Annotated in this window: 19 protein-coding genes; 4 read left to right on the plus strand and 15 right to left on the minus strand. The window is 32.5% G+C overall.

Going from position 1 to position 19,683, the window contains the following annotated elements; genetic code table 11:
- Positions 1 to 2 precede the first annotated feature (2 nt).
- The 9 genes from nuoK to nadC form a co-directional block, all read right to left on the minus strand.
- Positions 3 to 308 carry an NADH-quinone oxidoreductase subunit NuoK gene (gene nuoK, locus GCL57_RS12020; RefSeq protein WP_152213598.1) on the minus strand — a complete coding sequence of 102 codons (306 nt, stop codon included), beginning with the start codon at positions 306 to 308 and terminating at the stop codon, positions 3 to 5.
- Complete coding sequence (locus tag GCL57_RS12025) at positions 292 to 846, minus strand: NADH-quinone oxidoreductase subunit J (protein ID WP_152213599.1); 555 nt, start codon at positions 844 to 846, stop codon at positions 292 to 294. Before GCL57_RS12025 ends, nuoK begins: the two co-directional genes overlap by 17 nt.
- Positions 847 to 869: 23 nt before the next feature.
- Positions 870 to 1,979: a complex I subunit 1/NuoH family protein gene (locus GCL57_RS12030; RefSeq protein ID WP_152213600.1), complete on the minus strand. Its 1,110-nt coding sequence runs from the start codon at positions 1,977 to 1,979 to the stop codon at positions 870 to 872.
- A gap of 11 nt (positions 1,980 to 1,990) precedes the next feature.
- Positions 1,991 to 2,371 (minus strand): NADH-quinone oxidoreductase subunit A, encoded by a 381-nt coding sequence (locus tag GCL57_RS12035; RefSeq protein WP_211363259.1) that lies wholly within the window; start codon positions 2,369 to 2,371, stop codon positions 1,991 to 1,993.
- Positions 2,372 to 2,438: 67 nt separating this feature from the next.
- Positions 2,439 to 3,545, minus strand: a complete 1,107-nt coding sequence (locus tag GCL57_RS12040; protein ID WP_152213601.1) for a formimidoylglutamase — start codon at positions 3,543 to 3,545, stop codon at positions 2,439 to 2,441.
- A 184-nt stretch (positions 3,546 to 3,729) separates the two neighbouring features.
- Positions 3,730 to 3,927, minus strand: a complete 198-nt coding sequence (locus GCL57_RS12045) for a hypothetical protein (protein ID WP_152213602.1) — start codon at positions 3,925 to 3,927, stop codon at positions 3,730 to 3,732.
- A gap of 56 nt (positions 3,928 to 3,983) precedes the next feature.
- Complete coding sequence (locus GCL57_RS12050) at positions 3,984 to 5,132, minus strand: trans-sulfuration enzyme family protein (RefSeq protein WP_152213603.1); 1,149 nt, start codon at positions 5,130 to 5,132, stop codon at positions 3,984 to 3,986.
- Positions 5,133 to 5,149: 17 nt separating this feature from the next.
- On the minus strand, positions 5,150 to 8,275 hold the full coding sequence (locus tag GCL57_RS12055) for a type III pantothenate kinase (protein WP_152213604.1): 3,126 nt from the start codon (positions 8,273 to 8,275) through the stop codon (positions 5,150 to 5,152).
- 121 nt (positions 8,276 to 8,396) lie between these two features.
- Positions 8,397 to 9,350: a carboxylating nicotinate-nucleotide diphosphorylase gene (gene nadC / locus GCL57_RS12060; protein WP_161597739.1), complete on the minus strand. Its 954-nt coding sequence runs from the start codon at positions 9,348 to 9,350 to the stop codon at positions 8,397 to 8,399.
- A gap of 60 nt (positions 9,351 to 9,410) precedes the next feature.
- On the opposite strand from nadC, the gene GCL57_RS12065 reads away from it, so the two are divergent.
- Genes GCL57_RS12065 through GCL57_RS12080 form a run of 4 tightly spaced genes read left to right on the plus strand, consistent with a single transcriptional unit; the run spans position 9,411 to position 13,739 of the window.
- Positions 9,411 to 10,850, plus strand: coding sequence for a hypothetical protein (locus GCL57_RS12065; protein ID WP_152213606.1), 1,440 nt, complete (start codon positions 9,411 to 9,413; stop codon positions 10,848 to 10,850).
- 1 nt (position 10,851) lies between these two features.
- Complete coding sequence (gene mltG / locus GCL57_RS12070; protein ID WP_152213607.1) at positions 10,852 to 11,883, plus strand: endolytic transglycosylase MltG; 1,032 nt, start codon at positions 10,852 to 10,854, stop codon at positions 11,881 to 11,883.
- Between the two features lie 3 nt (positions 11,884 to 11,886).
- The gene (locus GCL57_RS12075; RefSeq protein ID WP_152213608.1) at positions 11,887 to 13,125 is read left to right on the plus strand and encodes a small ribosomal subunit Rsm22 family protein; all 1,239 of its coding nucleotides are present in this window, start codon (positions 11,887 to 11,889) and stop codon (positions 13,123 to 13,125) included.
- Entirely contained in the window at positions 13,125 to 13,739 is a 615-nt protein-coding gene (locus GCL57_RS12080; protein WP_152213609.1) for an NUDIX hydrolase, read from the plus strand. The genes GCL57_RS12075 and GCL57_RS12080 overlap by 1 nt, the downstream gene beginning before the upstream one ends.
- On the opposite strand, the gene GCL57_RS12085 is transcribed toward GCL57_RS12080, so the two are convergent.
- The 6 genes from GCL57_RS12085 to fabZ are packed head-to-tail and all read right to left on the minus strand — an operon-like array spanning position 13,736 to position 19,676.
- Complete coding sequence (locus tag GCL57_RS12085) at positions 13,736 to 14,185, minus strand: NUDIX domain-containing protein (RefSeq protein WP_152213610.1); 450 nt, start codon at positions 14,183 to 14,185, stop codon at positions 13,736 to 13,738. The two genes, GCL57_RS12080 and GCL57_RS12085, sit on opposite strands and share 4 nt — an antisense overlap.
- Before the next feature lie 11 nt (positions 14,186 to 14,196).
- Complete coding sequence (locus GCL57_RS12090) at positions 14,197 to 15,408, minus strand: tetraacyldisaccharide 4'-kinase (protein ID WP_152213611.1); 1,212 nt, start codon at positions 15,406 to 15,408, stop codon at positions 14,197 to 14,199.
- Positions 15,401 to 17,143 carry an ABC transporter transmembrane domain-containing protein gene (locus GCL57_RS12095; protein ID WP_152213612.1) on the minus strand — a complete coding sequence of 581 codons (1,743 nt, stop codon included), beginning with the start codon at positions 17,141 to 17,143 and terminating at the stop codon, positions 15,401 to 15,403. Before GCL57_RS12095 ends, GCL57_RS12090 begins: the two co-directional genes overlap by 8 nt.
- Complete coding sequence (lpxB, locus tag GCL57_RS12100; protein ID WP_152213613.1) at positions 17,140 to 18,372, minus strand: lipid-A-disaccharide synthase; 1,233 nt, start codon at positions 18,370 to 18,372, stop codon at positions 17,140 to 17,142. The genes GCL57_RS12095 and lpxB overlap by 4 nt, the downstream gene beginning before the upstream one ends.
- Before the next feature lie 3 nt (positions 18,373 to 18,375).
- Positions 18,376 to 19,200 carry an acyl-ACP--UDP-N-acetylglucosamine O-acyltransferase gene (gene lpxA / locus GCL57_RS12105; RefSeq protein WP_152213614.1) on the minus strand — a complete coding sequence of 275 codons (825 nt, stop codon included), beginning with the start codon at positions 19,198 to 19,200 and terminating at the stop codon, positions 18,376 to 18,378.
- 2 nt (positions 19,201 to 19,202) lie between these two features.
- Entirely contained in the window at positions 19,203 to 19,676 is a 474-nt protein-coding gene (fabZ, locus tag GCL57_RS12110; protein ID WP_161597740.1) for a 3-hydroxyacyl-ACP dehydratase FabZ, read from the minus strand.
- Between the last annotated feature and the right edge of the window lie 7 nt (positions 19,677 to 19,683).

Below are 19,683 nucleotides of genomic sequence, written 5' to 3' on the forward strand. Positions count from 1 at the left end.
TTTTATCCTCTCAGCATTCGGAGATCATCTATCTCAATGCTTGATTTCGCTCTGTAAAGAGAAATAATAAGAGCTAATCCAATACCTGCTTCACATGCTGCAACTGCCATGACAAAAAACATAACGACTTGGCCGTCAATAGTATTTGTAAGAGCGCTGGCACTGATGAATGCAAGATTTGCTGCATTAAGCATAATTTCAACGCTTAGCATCATAAAAATAATATTTTTTCTAAACATGACGCCAAAAAGACCAACAATAAATAATAATAAAGAAAAATATATTCCTAACTCAGGAAGACTTGGCATTGTTCACCTTCGCTTTCTTTGCTATGACAATTGACCCTACAATGGCCGCTAGAATTAAAAAGCTAACTATTTCAAAAGCCCAAAGATAATCAGTGAACATGAGGGTAGAAACATTTTTAACATTTTCATTCATTTCTGCAGGATAATATGGGGGTCGTGCATTGATAAGTGTGGTTGAATTGAGACCAGAAACAAGATAACCTAGCCCAACTTTTGTTCCTAAAAAGAGAGCCCCAAGAAAACCAATACCAATAAGAATAATTTCATTAATTGTAATTCTGCCATACCTGAGTTCTTCAGGGGGAAGATTTAAGAGCATGATAACAAATACAAACACAACCATAATTGCGCCTGCATAAACTATAATTTGAGCTACAGCTGAAAAATGTGCACCAAGTACACCATACATACCAGCAAGAAGCATCATAATAATGATAAGAAGCATGGCCGCAGTCACAGGCCATTTGCGCGTGATCATCATTCCGGAGAGGAACACCGCAAGAATTCCCATGATCAAGAAAGAAATTTGAATTGCCATTTTGTAAGACTCTCCCTAAACTCTTAGTGAAATTTTATAAATGCAGTTATAATTGCAGTCACAACCAAATTAACAAGAGCAATTGGGAGAAGGTATACCCAACCTAATTTCATGAGTTGATCGTAGCGGAAACGTGGAATTGTAAAGCGAACTTGGACAAAAAACCACATTAATAAAACAACCTTTAATAAAAGGACTCCAATTCCTATTGGAAGAAGGATCCATCTTGTGAGAGCTTCACCAAAGGTTGGAGATAAAAGATCTAAAAGTAAATGTTGTGAGATCCACGGGATTTCATATCCACCAAAAAACATGGACACTGTTAGAACACACATTACAAACATCATTGAATATTCACCGAGAAAGAATAATGACCAGCGCATTGCTCCATATTCAGTTAAAAACCCTGCGACCAATTCTCCTTCACTTTCCGCTAAGTCAAATGGGAGTCGGTTGGTTTCAGCAAAAATTGTAACTAAGAAAATAATAAAAGATACGGGTGCGTGGAAAAGTCCCCAGTTTGGTAAAAAACCAAAAAGAATTTCAGATTGGCGGGAAATCATAACTTGGAGATCGAGTGTTCCCCAAATAAATACAAGGGGAATAATACTCATTCCCATAGCAACTTCATAACTTACCATTTGTGCAGATGCACGAAGTCCACCTAGTAAGGAGTATTTATTATTTGATGACCAACCCGCTAACGTAACACCATAAACAGCAAGAGAAGAAAGTGCAAAAATAAGTAAAAAACCAGAATTTAAATTAACAGCTTGCAAATTTACAATTTGATTATTTACAACAACATGACTTCCCCAAGGAATTGCTACCGTAACAGCTAAACCTGTTATTACGGGTACAACCGGTGCCATGACATAAAATGCTTTGTGAACGTAAGGAGGAACGAAATCTTCTTTAAAAAGAAGTTTAATTGCGTCTGCAATTGGCTGCCCTAATCCAAATATTCTGAAATTAAAAATACCAACACGATTTGGTCCTAAACGACGCTGAATAATTGCACATTGACGTCTTTCAACCCAACTCATAATGGGTGCAACCTGTGCGCCCACAGCTATGCCAAGGAGCATAAGAAGAATTGTACTGATAATTTGTGTTAAACTTAATTCAACCATTCTATATCTCCTTAATCCCAACGTAACGCGCCACGTTTGAGCACGTAAATATAGCCGATTGCAAGTGTTGCAACAAAAATTCCAATTTCAACAATTCCAAACCAACCTAAATAATCGAATGCAACTGACCAAAGGTACATAAAGATAGTTTCAATATCAAAAAGAATAAAAAGGATTGCTGTCAAATAGAATTTAATTGAAAAGCGTCTCTCAGCCGTGCTTGTAATGGGCAAACCACATTCATAGACTTCGAGTTTATGTTGATTAGGTTTTTTGGGGCCTAAAAAAAGTGAAACACCACTTACTCCTAAGCCGAGTGCAAGTCCAAAAATTAAAATGAGCAATATTGGTAAATATGGGTTCATACCAATATAATGTACGGAATGCTCCATAAACTAGTTCCTCCTCAACGAGTTCCAGTAACTCATATTCATGAATGCGACAAGAGAGCGCTAGATTTTATCTATTAGAATATTCTTCTCTTAAGAGAGCTATGCGATAAACTATAGAAGCGCAAAGACGTGAAGTCTGATCATGAGTATCTCTTGCTGGACAGAGTTCTGCAATGTCCATAATGCGACATGTATGATTTTTTCCAAAAAAAGCTAAAGAAAGGGAGAGATCTTTCATCTGAGCACCCAGAGGAGTAGATGCACTTGTGCCTGGAGCAATGGCTTGATCAAAAACATCTAAGCAGAGAGAGACATGAATACTTCCAGTTTTGCGATTAAATCCAAATTTGGAGCAGTCATCAATATGATCATGAATATGTTCAGAAGGAATTTGAGAATTTCCTGTGTTATAATCACGCCATATATCTAAAAAAGAAATATATTCAATAGTTTTAACTTCGTGCTTCAGGGCAAATTCAAATAAAGAATGAGGATTTCTTTCTCTTTGAATTCCAATTTCTAGTAAAGCTTTCCCATTGATTATATTTTTATTAAAATCTTGAATAATACGATAAAAGGCAGTGCCACTATTTATACTCCCATTTATTACTGGGCGTAAGTCAAAGTGTGCATCAAAATTAATAATTGGAATGATTTCATCTTTTTTATAATTGACATGACCTTTATAGCTTCCATAGCTAAAATCATGTCCACCACCAAGTACAAAAATTAATTTTGCCTCATTCTGTAATAGTAATTCAATTACATCAGCAATTCTATTATGGGTTTCTTCTATTGTTTCAGCTAGAATAATATTTCCGACATCAATAAAACGCTCAGAGAGAAAATTACGATTGTGGTATTGTTTTTGATCTTTTGTGTTTGGTTTTTGAGTGATTGGATTAAATCGGTGTAATTGTGTATCATACAGTTTATAAAAGGAATCTCTAAATAATTGAGGCCCATTCTTTGCTCCAGGGTTTCCAAGATTTGCTAAAACTCCACGATCATCTGGGACTCCTAGAAGAATAAACTTTCCTTTAATCTGTTCTTTGATATCATTATTATGTTTATTTATTAATAATATTTTAGAAAAATTTGCTCCAATACTTTCATCTCGTGCTTTAAAATTTAATTCGACTGATTCTAAGAAATTTAAGGCATTTTTTTTCATTTGTTATCCACTTTATCATGCATATTAAATTCTATTACGTTCTCAAAATTATATTTACTTTAAAATCAAAAATTAGCAAGTGAATATGATGTGATTGAGAAAATTATGATCTGTTGTTCATTTCAAAGTTTTCAATTTTGGTAAAAATTTTTAAATTAGATTTTTTATATGTATATTCAGTATATTAAACTGGACGTGCGCCTTTTTTGCCAACTTTAGCAGTGCCTGATGAAGTCTTCCCTAAGCTTTTTTGTATGTACCGCATGACTTTCTTTTTAAGCTCTTTGTTTTCATCAAGAATTATTTTTAATAGATCAAGTTCATCGGTTCCACGCATTTTTTTTGAATTAATATTCTTTTTAAGATCACCTGATTTAGCCATAAAATTTCCCCTCTTATTATATCGGAAGGGAGATTTTATTTATTAAATGACAAATGTTAATATTTTGCAGCTTGTGTCAAATCATTTAAAAGATCTTGAGAATCTTCAATACCTACAGAGAAACGAATAAGATCAGATGTTATGCCAAGTTTTTTACGGTGTTCAGGAGGAACGCTTGCATGTGTCATTGTTTCTGGGTGATTAACGAGAGACTCTACTCCACCTAAACTTTCTGCTAATGAAAAGTATTTAAGTTTAGATAAAAACAATTTTACATCATTGAAATCACCTTTTATTCTGGTTGAAATCATGCCTGAATAGCCACGCATTTGTTTTTTTGCAATATCAAATTGAGGATGGCTTTCAAGACCAGGAAAAATAACTTCAGAAAATATTTTCATTTTTTGCATTTCGCGTGCAATGAGCATTGCATTTTCATGATGTTTTTTCATTCTAATGGAAAGTGTTTTAATACTTCTTAGCAAAAGAAATGCTTCAAATGGTGCATTGACGCTTCCACCTGCAAATTGAAGAAATTTAAGTTGCTCAGCAAGAGAATCATCATTAAGCATGAGGCAGCCTCCGACCATGTCGCTGTGACCGCCTATATATTTTGTAGTGCTATGCAGCACAATATGTGCTCCGTGATCAATTGGATTTTGAAAAATAGGAGAAGAAAATGTATTGTCAACCACAACTGTTACGTTAAAGTTGTTAGCTATATTTGCAATAGCAGAAATATCAATTAGTTTTAGAAGAGGGTTAGTTGGAGTTTCAATCCAAATAAGTTTTGTATTTTTTTTAAAATATGATTCTACATTTTTAGGATTTGACATATCTACAAATTCAAATTCAATATTATATTTAGAAAATATTTTTCTAAACATTCTTCCTGTTCCACCATAGACATCATCACAAACAATAACATGATCTCCTGGATTAAGAAGTTGAGCAATTGCTTGTACGGCCGCAAGACCTGAAGCAAAAGAAACAGCGTGCTTTGTTCCTTCTAATGCAGCTAGTGAGTTTTCAAGGGCTGTTCGAGTTGGATTTCCACCTCTTGAGTAATCATATATTTTTGGTTGGCCAGGACTTTCTTGTACATAAGTGGATGTTTGAAAAATAGGAGTCATAATTGCGCCCGTTATCTCTTCGGGCTCTACTCCAGCATGGACGCAAATTGTATCAAAGTTTTTCTTTAACATTTCTGTTTTCTCCATTTTTAAGTTTGATAAATTTCAGGGAAATTTGTGAAATCTGTATTATGTAAATCAAGAAATAATTTTGAAAAATAATCTTTTTGATTAGGAATAGAAGAGTTTCGGAGTAGATTTTTAACTATGTCAGAGTTTATCATGTCTTTGGGAAGTTCGCATATAATGGGTTTTTTTGTAAATTCATGAAGCTCATGACTATTTATCATTATTCCAGTATTATGTAGCATATGTCTTGGAAATAATGTTTGTTCGCTTACCCATTGAGTAAATCCTTTTTCATAAAACTCAATAAATACATTTTCATTTTCATGATACATTTTGTCACCAACTATCCAATGCCCAATTGCTGCAAGATGAATACGAATTTGATTAGTCCTTCCAGTTTGCGGGAGACATGCAAATAAAGTGTAGTCTTCAAAGGTAGCTAATTTCGCAAACCATGTTTCAGCAGATTGTAAGTTTTTTCCAGTCACCCATAATTTTAAGCGTATTAATGAGTTTTCTGGTTCACCAATTGGTAAATTGACCCGAAATTTTTCAGGTAGATTTCTAGTTCCTTTTGTAACAGCAAGATACATTTTATCAACGTTACCTTGCCTAAAAGCTTCAGAAATAACACCTCGGGTTGTTGACTTGCGTGCACATGTGAGTATTCCACTTGTTTCACGATCTATTCGGTGAACTGCAGCACAGTCTGCATATCCCATTTTAGCAGCAATATTTACGAAGGTATTTTTACCATAAAGACCTGCTGCATGAATAACCATATTAGGAGGTTTTGAGAAAATACACACATCGCCATTGTCAAATACAACATCTATATTTTCAATAACATCTGGTTCATATTCTGGTGGATGAAATAACCAAATTTGGTCATAGTTTTTTAATTTATAAGTTGGTTTTATTTTATTTAGCTTAACTTCATAATTCGCATTTTTTTCGCGGTGTGCGCCATGCTCAATTAGGATTTCACTATTTAAAATTCTTTCACGCCATGTTTCACGATTATGAAATTGAAATTTTCGAGCCATATAGGCATCTATTCTTTCATTTTCATCTACATTTTCCATTCTCGCACCAATTCTTCTAAAATCTTCATTTTTGGGAAGAAGATTTCGTTCTTTCTTGCTGGGAGAACGCGCTTTCAGCATAGTTTGCATGACTTGATCGATGTTTTCATCTGAATAACTTAAATCTGTTTCTTCATTTAATAAATTTTCATCGATCTTATTTTCAGGTTTTGTATATTTTATTTTTTTAAAATAATCATTTTTAGGAATGGATTCAACTTGTTTAGGTTTGATAAGATGATCTTTTATACTTAATAAAGTATCTGTTTCAATGCTTGGAAAAACTTCAATATCAAGATTGTTTTGCGGATCAATTTCATTAATTATTTTTATAATTTCTTCTGCATTGCCACCGCTTAAATAACACTTGCAAGGCATATGCATTTTTAAAGTCGTAAGGACAGTTGATGCAGTTGAAAGAAAAACACCTCTTTGGACATAAATTTCTTGATTCCAATGCTTATCTCTAGGTGAAAAGCACTCTGGATTTGCATAAAACTGTGGAACTAATGCAGTGTAATGATGCATGGCATTGAAAGCCATTTGGATGCCAGGAAAAATGAAGTTTTCTAACATATTTAAATTTGCAGATACGCCTTCACAAGTGACAGCTGTGCCAAATGAAAATACTATTATATTTTTCTTTGTTTTAAGGGCTTCTTTTGCGGCAAAAATAAATTTAAGCGCTCTATCAGCTCCTAACCTTTTTTTCTCAAAATCTCCTGATATTTCTGTGGAGTCAAGAATTTCTTGTTCCGTAAATTTTGTTTCTTTTAAAACTATTTCAGGAAAGGTTGTGATGAGAAAATTCTTAATAGATTTTATAGTTTCTTGAGTTTTTTCAGGTGAATTAACGGAGGTATAAATGAAGTCAATTTTTTTATTTCTATCAATAATAAAACCTTCTAAAACGGGTCTAAGAGCATCCCGTACTTGATGAATATTTTTTGTCAGAAAAACATCATAAGGAATATCTATTTGATATTTTTTTGCTTCAGATGATTGAAACCCAATGTGAACTCTTGTGTTACCAAAGTCAATTGCTAAAGTTGGTGACATTTTGGGAGATGAAATATTTGCGAGAGTTTTAGTAACAGTGCTTATTTTTTCATTTTTGACAGAAGTCTGTTTTTTTTCTTTTATGGAAATTTCTCCAGAAAAAATAGGTTCATTGTTACCTTTTAATAAAAGACCTGCATTTTCATTCATGCCAAGAAATTCGCCTTGTCTTGTTCCTTTATTTACTGAAAGCAAAGTTCCAATTGGCAATGATCTTTCCATTGCGAGATTTTTAAGTTGTTCCCGAGATCTTGAAACACATAAATACTCTTTTATTTCTTGCATGAAAGAATCTGAAAAATATTGCAAAGTGGTTTTTAAATAATCTCTTGTATTTATCCATTTATTTAAAATTCTTTTTTCAGATTTATTTAATTCTAAAGGAAATAAACTTTCCCAAAAAGAAATAGATGTATCTGTGGAGGGATGTTTAAAGAAATTCAAACCTATGCCAATAAAGAAATCACCAATTTGATTTTGTGTTGCAGATGTTTCGCATAATATACCGCATATTTTTTTATATTGAATGGGGTCATTTGATAATTTGTTTTTATTCTGAAAAGAAATAATATCATTGGGCCATTTAATATAAATATTTTTATTGCTTTGAAAAGGTAAATCTTGAAAATGCGAATGTAAAAATGAAATGGTTTTATTTAAGGAGTCATAAATTGCACAACCTACCAAAGTTGTTAACCACTCATAAGGAACTTTTATGTGTTGGCTTGGAAAAACCAGAGTTATAGGTAAAAAATCAATCTGCTCTTCTAGTGCTTGAGAGATATTTTTAAAGGTATAAACTTCTTCTGCTTGATCTGAAGAAAAGTTTTCGTTGGTTGCTTGAATCCAAGAACTTCCATTTCTACCTCTTCCTCCACTTTGTTTTTTTGCAATTACAGCAAATATTTTATTTTCATTCGATTCTTTTGCAATTTTTTTTGCAAGATCCATTGTAGAAGTGGTGTGTTCGACAAGAAAAGTGTTAAATTCGGTTTGTGACATTTTAATTCCAGTTTAAGAGCTAATTTGAAAGACTCACAATCCGCTTGAATAGTAAGCAATTCTTTTGAAATCGAATTTTACGGAATTATTTTAAGAATTCAATAAATTTAAAGCAAATTTTTTAGGGTAGGTAGAGTTGTAGGCTCATATCGACCCATATTGCTTTATGTATTAAAGCCCCCATGCTCATGTAGTCTACTTTTAAAGACGTGATTTCAAATAAATTCTTTTCGTCTAAATTTCCGCTGAGTTCAATTTTAATATTTTTATCAAAATTATTTTTTTCAATTATAGCCAAACGTACGTCATCTAATGAAAAATTATCAAGCATGATAACATCAGGTCTTTTATGGAGAGCTGCTTTAAATTCATTCAAATTGCTCACTTCAATTTCAATTTTAGTCAAAATTGGTAAGAATTTATTAAGATTATCAAGGGCTTCTTCAATGCTTCCGATACTGCGCAAATGATTTTCCTTTAGCATTGCACCTGTATCGAGACCATGTCTGTGATTACGCGCTCCACCTAAACGAGTCGCATATTTTTCATACATTCTAAGACCAGGAGTCGTTTTGCGAGTTTCAAGGAGAGTTATGTTTTTATTTAATTTATTTATTTCAGAAGCAATACTATATGTTTTATTTGATATTCCACTCATTTTTGCTGTAAAATTGAGAGCTACACGTTCAGAAAGCAATATGGAACTTGCACTGCCAATGCCAGCAAGAACAATATCTCCTTTTTTTAGTAACATTCCATCTTTATAATCAGAGTATAATTTCGTTGTCCCACCTGATGTTTGCCTAAAGACCTCTTGCATTATATGCAATCCTGAGAGTATGAATTCATGCTTGGCGACCACAAAAAAATGGACCAAGGGGTTTTTTGGAAAACCAGCAAATAGAGTTGGATCTCCTGAGCCATGGTCTTCATCTAACCAGCGTGTGATATCTGAGGTGACTCGAGTTGGTGAAACACCAAGTTTTGAATTGCAAAATTCAATAAAGTCTATTTGCAACAGCTCATTTTTTGGCATCAGATACGGGCAGTGAGGCTTTACTTTGGTCAGTTCCATGGTGCACCCTAATACTAATAATTTAATTGCCATGAACAGACACGGCCGGATATTCATAACATGAAACAAGCGAGACAAAAATATCTAGAAAGTCATATACCAAAAAATTTCATAGATTGTATTGATGAGCTTGAAAATAAAGTAAGAGAAGGTTTATTTACCGCATGGTCTCTTGCAAATAACGATTTTCAAATTTCATGTTTTTGGGCAGATGAATCTTTGCCAAGTAATAAAAAATCAGAAAAAAAGTTGGAGGATATTCTTCATCCAATTTTTGATTTAGCCAGTTTGACAAAGCCTTTATTAATTAATTTATATTTAAGATATTTATTCAAAGATGATTTTCTAAATAAAACTCAGGAGCCTATTGTTAATTTAATTCAAAGTGAACGTTGTGATTTGGGAAATAAAGATTTATATAATTTTTTTCAAAATAGAAATAATGTTCATTTTACGCTCGATTCTTTTTTATCTCATACATCTGGCGCTAAGAGTTGGCATTGGATGGGGAGCTCTGTATGGCGACAAAAAACGACTTCACATCACAGTGAATCACATATTTTTCATACTATACTTGATAGTAAAGAATCTCATTATAAAGAGAATGTGCAAATAAATTTAAACAAAAAAGCTTTAGATAGTTTATTGAGCTCTCAATTTGGGACTACAAATTATTCTGATATTAACTACTATATTCTCGCAAGATTAGTAGAAATAATTGACATAGAAAATGACACTTGGGAAAAAAGAATCTTTTTTCTCAACAAATATTTGCACACCAATTTTATGCATGCAAGTATCAATTCAGATTATCTAAATAAATGCATTCCTTTTTATCCCTATATTTCTTCGTATAATTCTGAATTTTCTGTGCAACAGATTAAAAATAACCCATATGGTTTTGTGCATGATACAAATGCAAATATTTTAGCGTTTTTAGGTAATTCAGCTCAAATTGTATCTGGACATGCAGGATTATTTGGTAATATATGTGATGTCGTTAAAGCAGTTAAAATGCTTTCTCTTTCACAACAAGCTTTAAAAAAATCGAACACTCTCAAACAACGATTTATATATGGCCTTGACACACCTGAGTCTAAGGAAACATCTGCAGGTATAAAAAATTGGCCTATTCAATATGGTGACGTTTATGGTCACTTGGGTTATACAGGCACATCATTCTGGCTATATAATAGAGTTGATAAAAAGTTTTCAGAAGATTTTCATATTTTACTTACAAACAGAACTTCGCAAAGAAAGAAAATGGGTGTGGACAAATGTCCAAGAATATTAATTGTTAGTGATATACAAAATGGGAAAACTCATTGTTTTCAAATTGTAGATAATTTAATTTCTTCATTATTACTTACAGAAGCTCAAGAGATTTCTTTAGAGTATTCTGGCTATTCAAATAGAATTTGGGACACAACTGTTTTAAGAGATCTGCCAAACATATTGGATGTAAGAAAATTTGTAGCACAAAAACTATGGAATATATAAAATGCTTAAAAGATATATTTTTTTACTATTTACCATTTTTGTTTCTTTTTTTGTGTTTACATTTGTTTGGTTTTTTTCTTGGTTGAAAAGCCCAAACACAGCTCATATTGAGCCAGTAGAGTACAGTCTTGTCGAAGGCTCAACCTTTATGAAGGTTGCATATGATTTAGAAAGACAAAATGTAATATCTCATCCTAAAATTTTAGCAATCTATGCAAAAATTTTAAATGTCACTGGGGAGTTAAAGGTTGGATCTTATCTTTTTCCAAAGGATATTACACCCAACCAAGTTCTTACAAAGCTTGTTCGTGGCGATATTATTACTACTCGAGTGACAATAGCTGAAGGGCTCAATATTTATCAAATTTCTGAATTACTCAGTCAACTTTTTCCAAAAGTAAAACATAGAGTTTGGCTGGATTTAATGTTTTCAAATGAACTTATTCAATATGTAGCTCCAAACTTAGGGATAAAATCTTTAGAAGGTTTTATTTTCCCTCAGACATATGTGTTTAATCCAAATTTACCTCCAAAAATAATAGTAAAAACATTTTTGAGTGAATTCAAAAAAAATGTAACTCAAGATATGTTTATTAAGGCAAAAAAACTTGGATTTTCTCCACTTCAATATGTGACTTTAGCGTCGATAGTAGAAAAAGAAACAGGAATGCCTTCTGAGCGAGAAAGAATAGCGGGTGTGTATTTTAATAGATTAAAATTAGGTATGAAGTTACAAGCCGACCCCACAGTTATTTATGGGATGTGGAAAACATATAAAGGATCTTTAACTCGAAAAGATCTCATAACACCCACACCATATAACACTTATACACAATATGGTTTGCCTCCTGGTCCCATTGCGAGTCCTGGATTAGCAAGTTTTAAAGCAACTTTATCACCTATTTCAAACGATTTATACTTTGTTGCGAAAGGTGATGGCACTCACATTTTTTCTAAGAGCTTATTAGAGCATAATAAAGCAGTTCATAATTACGTAATTTTTTTAAAGAAGAGCAAGAAGGAAAGCGATTAGATAATGAGAAATTTTTATGAAGTGAATGGAAATGTATTTTTTAAAATAGAAAAATATATGAATGAATGGGAGAATTTTATAGGAATTTATGATAAAAATGGCCAAGAAAAAAAAGGAGCAGCGCAAAGTTTAGGTTCACATGTACAAAAGCTATGGAAAAATTTTAATGAAGATCGTAGTCAATTAGATAAACATTATATGGAAACAGCTATTGGCCTACAAGCATATATTTCTTCATTTTTACTACCTAATATTGAAAGAGTTTTTTCACTTCTAGTTAGAGATGAGAATATTTTTGCACTGGAAAGTCAATTGGTAACAGAAAAAGATGAGCTTATTATAACTGATTTTGGTTGTGGACCCTTAAGTGGCTCTGTTGCAATACTTACGTTAATTGAATATATTTTGAGTCAAAATTCAAAATTAGTTGCTCCAAAGAAAATTTATATTTATGCAATCGATCGGTCAGAAAAAGTTGTAGAAGTTGGATCAAAATTTATTAAAAATTCTTTAATATCAGAATCAAGCATTTTTATTGAAAGAGTAACATCGCCGGCTAAAATTTTAAAAAAATCTGATATTGCATTGTGTATTAATGTCTTTAATGAAATTCCTGAAAAACATAGATTAAAAACTCTTAAATCAATTTATGATATGTCAAATGAAGGTGCTCTTTTGCTTATTATGGAGCCTGGCCAAGAAGAACATGCAAAAGCCTTAGGTACTTTGCGTGATCATTTGATAGAAACTGCAACTGATTGTGAAATAATTTCTCCATGCGCACATAAAAAACTTTGTCCACTTGCGCAGAATACAGCTCGTAAAGATTGGTGTTGGTTTCGACATGCTTGGAATCCTCCAGTATCACTTAATTTAATTGATAAGTTTTCAAAAATTGATCACCATGAATTAAATTTTTCTTATTTATTTCTGCAAAAAAACAAAATTCGTTCAGCAGAAAATTATTTTGCCCGCTGTGTAAGTGATGAATTTCCGTTAGATTTAAAAGGAAACAAAGCTCAATTTGATTACTTTACAAATAATCTTTCATCCGGAGAAAAAGAAGAGTTTATTGAAATGGCACAATATGAAGGAGGCCTCCAAAAAATATTGCTGTGCACGCAATCAGGAGCTTTAGAGTCTGCATTTGTTATTGCAGATCCTGAGCAAAAAGAGTATCGTAGGGGAAGAAGAATTAAAGAAGATTCTGAATTATATATGCGTGCAAAAGAACGGATTTAATGGGTAATAAAAAAATTGTAAAATTTTTTCAAAAAATTGGTGAAGCTCAAGGTCTATTAGAAGATATTCCAAAGATGACCAGACGTTCAGCAATTATGATTCCAATTCTATGTCCAGAGTCTGATTGGCACAATGATATTGTAGACATAAAAAATTGGAGTTTACTTTTTACTATCCGTTCTAAAAATTTAAAAGAACATGCAGGTGAAGTTTCATTCCCAGGGGGAAGAATTGAAGAGAATGAATCCCCTTATGAAACCGCATTAAGAGAATGTGACGAAGAAATTGGTTTAAAAAAAGAAAATATTATAGCGACGTTTCAACTCAATAATTCATTTGCACGCTCTGGTTATCATATCGTGCCTTTTTGTTCCCTTGTTTCCAATAGTTTTAAATTAAAAATGAATGCTGATGAAGTAAGCGAAACAGTCACATTAACAATTCAAGATATTTTAAATATTGAAGCATGGAGTGAAATACGAACTCTAGCAACCTTTAAAAGAGAAGTGTGGCACTACCCAATTGAGATTAAAAATGTTGGATTCTTTGATATTTGGGGAGCAACAGGTAATATATTAAAGGATCTTATGCTTAGAATAGAAAAGAATATTTAAATCTTAAGTAAATTTAATTCACGGCAAAAATCATAAAAAGAGGCGATTTTCCATTGAGAATATATGTCAACAAAATCTTCTATATTTACAAGTTTAACTTTTTTAAATTCTCCAACTGATTTTTTAAGATCTATTTTATTTATATCTTTGAGTTCAATTAAAAACCAAAGTTGTTCTTGACCTACATTTCCTTTAAATCTCTCCCTGTTTAAAATTTCTTTTGGAAAATAATATCTACGCCAAAATTTAGATTTGTATATTATTTTGAAGTCCGCTTCTTCTACTCCAAGCTCTTCAATTGTTTCACGAATAATTGCATGTAAAGGGGACTTGTCGGACTCTTCTATACCCCCTTGCACGTTTTGCCAAGTGTTGTGATCGGTTCGGTTGCAAGCCAAATACATATTATTGCATTTAATCAGTGCAGCTACATTTTCTCTGAACATAATTGTCCCTTTTATGAAAGAATATGAGTTATAGATATTGTTTCCAAATTGTAATTTAAAAACTGTATATCTACAGAGCAAATAAGTATGTTTTTATTTTTAATTCCTAAATAAAAACGAGGGTCATTGTACCATCTAAAAAAATCTTTTAAAGTCATTATTATATAATCAGATTTATTAATTTTTTCATAAACAAATGCGTTAAGAGCACTGTGATCGTTTAAAAAAATAAAATTATATTTTTTAGTATTCAATAAAAATGACAGATCATTTAAAAATTGCTTTGGATGAGCTATTCCTGATAAAAGCAAAGGGTTTTTAGAAGTTTGAAAAATTGAAAAGACTTCGTTTTCAGAGATGTTTTTCTCTAAATATACTTTATTAGCGGCTATTTTAATAGTCCAAAATAAAGTTTTATAATTGATAATGATATCTTTTTCTCCTGGTGAAATGGAGAAAGTTTGAAGTGAGTTATTTATTCGGTTTTTAAATTCATTATTATTTTGTGTCTTTGTGCGAGACCAAAACCGATAATTAAAATGATCTAGTAAAAATGCAAAGTTTTTTTTGCCATAACCTTCTCGATAAGGGCCTACAGGAATTGTAAATAAAGGACTTTCTAGGAGCAAGTGTGGTGACCATAGACATAGATTTATATGTCTTGGGCAAGCAAAGTGTTGTAAACCATCATCTAAAATGACTATTGTTTTATTTATGTTCCAATTGTTCTTGTTGATGTGGTCATATAAATAATTTAAAGACTCAATTCGCTTTTTGTTTTGCAAAATATAAAATGCATTTGAGCTTTTTTTTCTAGAGAACTTTAGAATTTCATAGTGCTCTCTATTTTCATCAGAAAGCATAGATAAGTTACATTCAACTTCACTGCAGCAATAAAATTCTTTGATATTATTTCCAACCCCTCTTGAGGCAATTGCAACATTCCAGCCCATTTCTAAATATATTAATGCAATTTTTTGGACAACGGGTGATTTTCCTGTACCACCAATAAGTATATTTCCAACACAAATTATTTTAAAATTAATATTTGAATTTATATTTTCTAATAATAAATATCCATTATTTCTGCGATTTTCTGCAATAATGCTTACTATATAAGAAAGTAAATACAAAATTGGAGAAAGAAGCAAAAAAAAGAAGCCCTTTTTAGATAGGGGTTTGTCAAGAATACTTCTGATTTTTTGTCCGAAAGATTCAGACATAACTTAATATCTCCCGAGGTGCTCCCTGTTTCGTTATTTTGCCATTTTCAAAAACATAACACATGTCGAAATCTTTAACTTCGTTTATAGAGTGTGATACTGCGATGACTGTGTGTTCAGAATCTTTTGATTTCCATTTATGGATCGCTTGCCAAAAAAGATTGGCAGAATTTGTATCTAAATTTGCGGTGGGTTCATCAAGCAGGATTAATTTTGGTGAAGCAAATAAAGTTCTTGCTAGTGCGACTCTTGCCTTCTCGCCGCCAGAAAGTCCATCACCTAAAAAACCTAATTTTTTATCGAGCATTAATTGAGAACCACTGTCGGAGAATGCAAGCATGAGTGCTAAAACAAGTTCTTTTGCTTTATCATCAGAAATATGTTCTGGAATTCCTTGCTCAGCATATATAATATTTTCTTTAACTGTGCCGCGAAAAATATAGGGTGATTGAGAGGCTAATAAAAAATCTGAAGTAACAGAAATTTCACCTTCATTTGGAATTATGAGTCCTGCAAGTGATCTTAAAAAGGTTGTTTTTCCTGCACCACTTTCACCGATAAAAGCGACCTTACATCCTTTTGGTATCTTTAAAGAACAATTTTCTAAAATAGCTTTCCCACCTTCAGTTATGTAAGTAACATTTTTTGCAATTACAGCTTCTTTAGATTGGCTAGAGAGCGCTATTGGTCTTTTATAAAGACTTGAGTGCGAATAGTCCCCAATAAAGTTTTTAACTCTTTGTAATACAACTTTTATTTCACTGAAAAAGGTAATTGTACCCGCAATATTTTTAATATATCTAAAGGAAAATGCGAGAAGAATAAGCATTGTTGAATAGGTACCTGATTGAAAATTATCTACAAAAGATAATCTCCAAGCAAATATTACGGCAAGTACGGCTGTTGCAAAAAATTCCATACTCGGAGAAAAAAATGTTCTTACAAACAGGCTTTTTTTCATAAAAAAATAATTTTTAATATTTAAAACTTCGAAATCTCTTTCTTCTCTGTCGTGGCTTCTAAGGGCATTTACTGAGAGTAAACCGTTATGAGTGGAGAGAATTCGAGTTGAAATGCCAATTTGTTTTTTTTGTCCTTCACGGGTGTAGAAATTTAATTTTTGAGAAATCTTTCTGAGTAGTAATGCTAATGGCACAACAATAGCAAGACCTATAATAAAAGTTTTCCAGGAAATAATAAGCATTGAAGCAATAATTCCAATGAGAACAATAAAGTCACGTGCGGCACTTATTGTTCCTTTACTTATGGCTCCCTGTAATAAAGCTGTGTCTTGCATAAGTTGGTTTGCTGTAGAATCAGGATTTTTTTGATCAAGGGTGTTTCCTGGTGAGGATAAAAACCCTTTTAGCATTTCTTCTCTGAGAGAGTGCGCAACTTTATGTCCAGCTCTCTCTGTTAAATACGAACTCATAAATCCTGAAATAAGTTTAATAAGAGCTGCAACGACAATAAAGATTGGAATAATGAAAACTAATTCACGTCTATCAATGACTTCATTGAAATGGATATAGTTTTTAAAATCTCCTGGAATGAGTTCTGAAATTTGTATTCGAGGAGTTGTTACGAAAACGAGTTGTAATATTGTGCCGGCGGATAAGGCTAATATAATTTCTGAAAATGAATATATTGGGAGCCATGGAATACTTAAGAGAATATCTTTCTTTCCTGCAGACCAAACTATTTTAAAGAAAGAATTTTTATTCTCATGCTTCATTTTTGTATCCAAATATCTTTATGAATTCTAAATTTTTGCTCTAATGGTACATCATATTTTTCAATTGTATTTATAATTTCTTTAGCAGCATTATTTGCAGAATTTTCAGGAAACATTTTTTGTATTTCTACTAATTCGCCAATCATTTCAGATCTTATTTCAATATCATTGAGAAGTTTTAGTGCATGATTAACTAGATTGATTGCTAAAGCATTCTCTTGAATATATTCAGGTATTGTTTCACGATTGGTGGCTAAGTTTACAAGCGAAATATATTTTACTTTTAATATTCTTTTTACAATCATTGCTGTTATTGGGGAAACTTTGTAAAATACAGACATAGGTGTGCTAAAAAATGCAGTTTCTAATGTTGCTGTTCCTGAACATACCCAAGCATAACTCGATGTATTCATAACTTCATATGCATTGCCAATACCAAAAGAAATTTTTTCTTCTAACCATTCTTTAGATCGACCAAATTGCTCTGCAGTTTTTCTGGCGATGTCTTTTACAAAATTTGGATCTAGAGTTTTTGCAATAGGAATAGCTCCAGTTACCTTATCAAGACGTTCACTTAAATTTATAAATGCCTCAATTAAAAGTGGGAGGAGTTTTTTTATTTCACTTTTTCGACTGCCGGGAAGCATACCGATTTTATATGGTACTTTTTTATTTGGATGACTGGTTAAATACGCATCTACAGCATCTTTTAAAGGGTTTCCAATAAACTTAGCATTAACCCCTCTCTCTTTAAAAAATTGAATTTCGAAAGGTAAAATACTTGTAACAAGATGTGAATTTTCTTGTAGAATTTTTGTTCTGCCTTCGCCGTGTGACCAAGCTTTAGGGGGAATATGATAAACAGTTGTAAAACCTAATGCATAAACCTCTTGAATCAGTCTTAAATTAAAGCCAGGGTAGTCTACAAAAATAACTACTTCTGGTTTTCTGATCTTTATTTCTTGTAATATTTTTTTATACAATTTAGAAATTACAGAATAATGAGAAATAATTTCAGTAAAACCAAAAACGGCTAAATCTTCAACATTAATTATACAATCAAACCCTTCATTACGCATCAAAGGGCCAGCACAACCGAAAAAGTGCTTTTCAGGGAGGTCGCGCGCTTTAAATTCGTCTTTCATTGCTTTAATAAGAAGAGATGCTTGCGCATCTCCACTTGCTTCACCGGCTATAATACAAATGCCACTGCTTAAGTTTTGTTCCATTTTTTATCCTTCAAAGGAAGGTTCTCGATGAATATTTTGTGGGTGTGCTACGCCACGTTTTGAGTTTCTGATAAAATCAGCAAATTTTTTTACTTCTTGAAAATGAATTAATTCAGATAAAGAAGCGATTGATTCTTCTATTGTAGGGTGACCGTGATAGAAAAACACTTTATAAGCTGCTTTTAAAGCATTTCTCGCTTCGCTCGACACATTCCTGCGACGAAGGCCTTCCATATTAAGCCCTCTCAATATTGCTCTTCCTCCTTCAGCCATGCAATAAGGCGGAACATCTTTTACTGTGACAGAACCTGCCGCAAGCATTGCCATATCACCAATATGGACATATTGGTGGACAGCGCAGATACCACCAATTGTTACTTTATTATGGATTGTAACGTGTCCAGCAAGTTGTACAACATTGGCAAAAATATTTTGGTTTCCAATAAGACAATCATGAGCGACATGAACATAATTCATAAATAAATTTTCATCGCCAATTTCAGTTTTTCCGCCACCTTGTATGGTGCCGGTTTGTAAAGTTGTGAACTCGCGAATTATATTTTTATTTCCGACAATAAGCTGAGTGGGCTCGCCTTTATACTTTAAATCTTGAGGAATATTTCCAACGGATGCATAACTAAAGATTGTATTATACTCACCAATTGTTGTATGTCCGGTTACAAGCGCATGACCATGGACTTCTGTTCCCTTACCAATTTTTACATTTTTACCAATGGTAGCATACGGACCAATAATTACTCCACTGTCTAATTCGGCTCCATCTTCAATAATTGCTGTTGGATGTATTTGTGTTGAAGAGCTGTTCATTGTTAATTCCTTCTTGAAGCGCCTAAAGCAATTGAGAATTTACATTCTACTGCAATTTCATCATTAACAAATGCTGTTCCTTTGAACCAAAGAAATGGTCCTCTGGTTTTTTCTAATGACACTTCATAGCGAACAGTATCGCCAGGACCTGTGGGTTTACGAAAGCGAACATCATCAATAGAAGCTAAAAAGCCTAATTTTTCTTCAAGTAGTCCTTCTTTTTCTCGGTTTATACCAATTAATACTGCGCCAGATTGTGCCATTCCTTCAATATAATACACTCCAGGGTAAATTGGATTATCAGGAAAATGACCCGCAAATACAGGATCTGTTGTGTGATGAGTTTTGCTTGAGACAATTCTATCATTATCTGTAACTTCATGGATAGAATCAATTAATAGTAGAGGATCTCTGTGGGGGATATATTTTTTTATTTTTTCAAGATCCATTAATATATTTATTTGGGACGGGCTCATAAAATTT

The sequence above is a fragment of the Fluviispira multicolorata genome (genome assembly GCF_009208585.1).
GTDB classification, from domain to species: Bacteria; Bdellovibrionota_B; Oligoflexia; order Silvanigrellales; family Silvanigrellaceae; genus Silvanigrella; species Silvanigrella multicolorata.

Coding starts and splice junctions, on each gene's coding strand:
- nuoK (WP_152213598.1), bottom strand. CDS start 308: ATGCCAAGTCTTCCTGAGTTAGGAATATATTTTTCTTTATTATTATTT.
- GCL57_RS12025 (WP_152213599.1), bottom strand. CDS start 846: ATGGCAATTCAAATTTCTTTCTTGATCATGGGAATTCTTGCGGTGTTC.
- GCL57_RS12030 (WP_152213600.1), bottom strand. CDS start 1,979: ATGGTTGAATTAAGTTTAACACAAATTATCAGTACAATTCTTCTTATG.
- GCL57_RS12035 (WP_211363259.1), bottom strand. CDS start 2,371: ATGGAGCATTCCGTACATTATATTGGTATGAACCCATATTTACCAATA.
- GCL57_RS12040 (WP_152213601.1), bottom strand. CDS start 3,545: ATGAAAAAAAATGCCTTAAATTTCTTAGAATCAGTCGAATTAAATTTT.
- GCL57_RS12045 (WP_152213602.1), bottom strand. CDS start 3,927: ATGGCTAAATCAGGTGATCTTAAAAAGAATATTAATTCAAAAAAAATG.
- GCL57_RS12050 (WP_152213603.1), bottom strand. CDS start 5,132: ATGTTAAAGAAAAACTTTGATACAATTTGCGTCCATGCTGGAGTAGAG.
- GCL57_RS12055 (WP_152213604.1), bottom strand. CDS start 8,275: ATGTCACAAACCGAATTTAACACTTTTCTTGTCGAACACACCACTTCT.
- nadC (WP_161597739.1), bottom strand. CDS start 9,350: ATGGAACTGACCAAAGTAAAGCCTCACTGCCCGTATCTGATGCCAAAA.
- GCL57_RS12065 (WP_152213606.1), top strand. CDS start 9,411: ATGAAACAAGCGAGACAAAAATATCTAGAAAGTCATATACCAAAAAAT.
- mltG (WP_152213607.1), top strand. CDS start 10,852: ATGCTTAAAAGATATATTTTTTTACTATTTACCATTTTTGTTTCTTTT.
- GCL57_RS12075 (WP_152213608.1), top strand. CDS start 11,887: ATGAGAAATTTTTATGAAGTGAATGGAAATGTATTTTTTAAAATAGAA.
- GCL57_RS12080 (WP_152213609.1), top strand. CDS start 13,125: ATGGGTAATAAAAAAATTGTAAAATTTTTTCAAAAAATTGGTGAAGCT.
- GCL57_RS12085 (WP_152213610.1), bottom strand. CDS start 14,185: ATGTTCAGAGAAAATGTAGCTGCACTGATTAAATGCAATAATATGTAT.
- GCL57_RS12090 (WP_152213611.1), bottom strand. CDS start 15,408: ATGTCTGAATCTTTCGGACAAAAAATCAGAAGTATTCTTGACAAACCC.
- GCL57_RS12095 (WP_152213612.1), bottom strand. CDS start 17,143: ATGAAGCATGAGAATAAAAATTCTTTCTTTAAAATAGTTTGGTCTGCA.
- lpxB (WP_152213613.1), bottom strand. CDS start 18,372: ATGGAACAAAACTTAAGCAGTGGCATTTGTATTATAGCCGGTGAAGCA.
- lpxA (WP_152213614.1), bottom strand. CDS start 19,200: ATGAACAGCTCTTCAACACAAATACATCCAACAGCAATTATTGAAGAT.
- fabZ (WP_161597740.1), bottom strand. CDS start 19,676: ATGAGCCCGTCCCAAATAAATATATTAATGGATCTTGAAAAAATAAAA.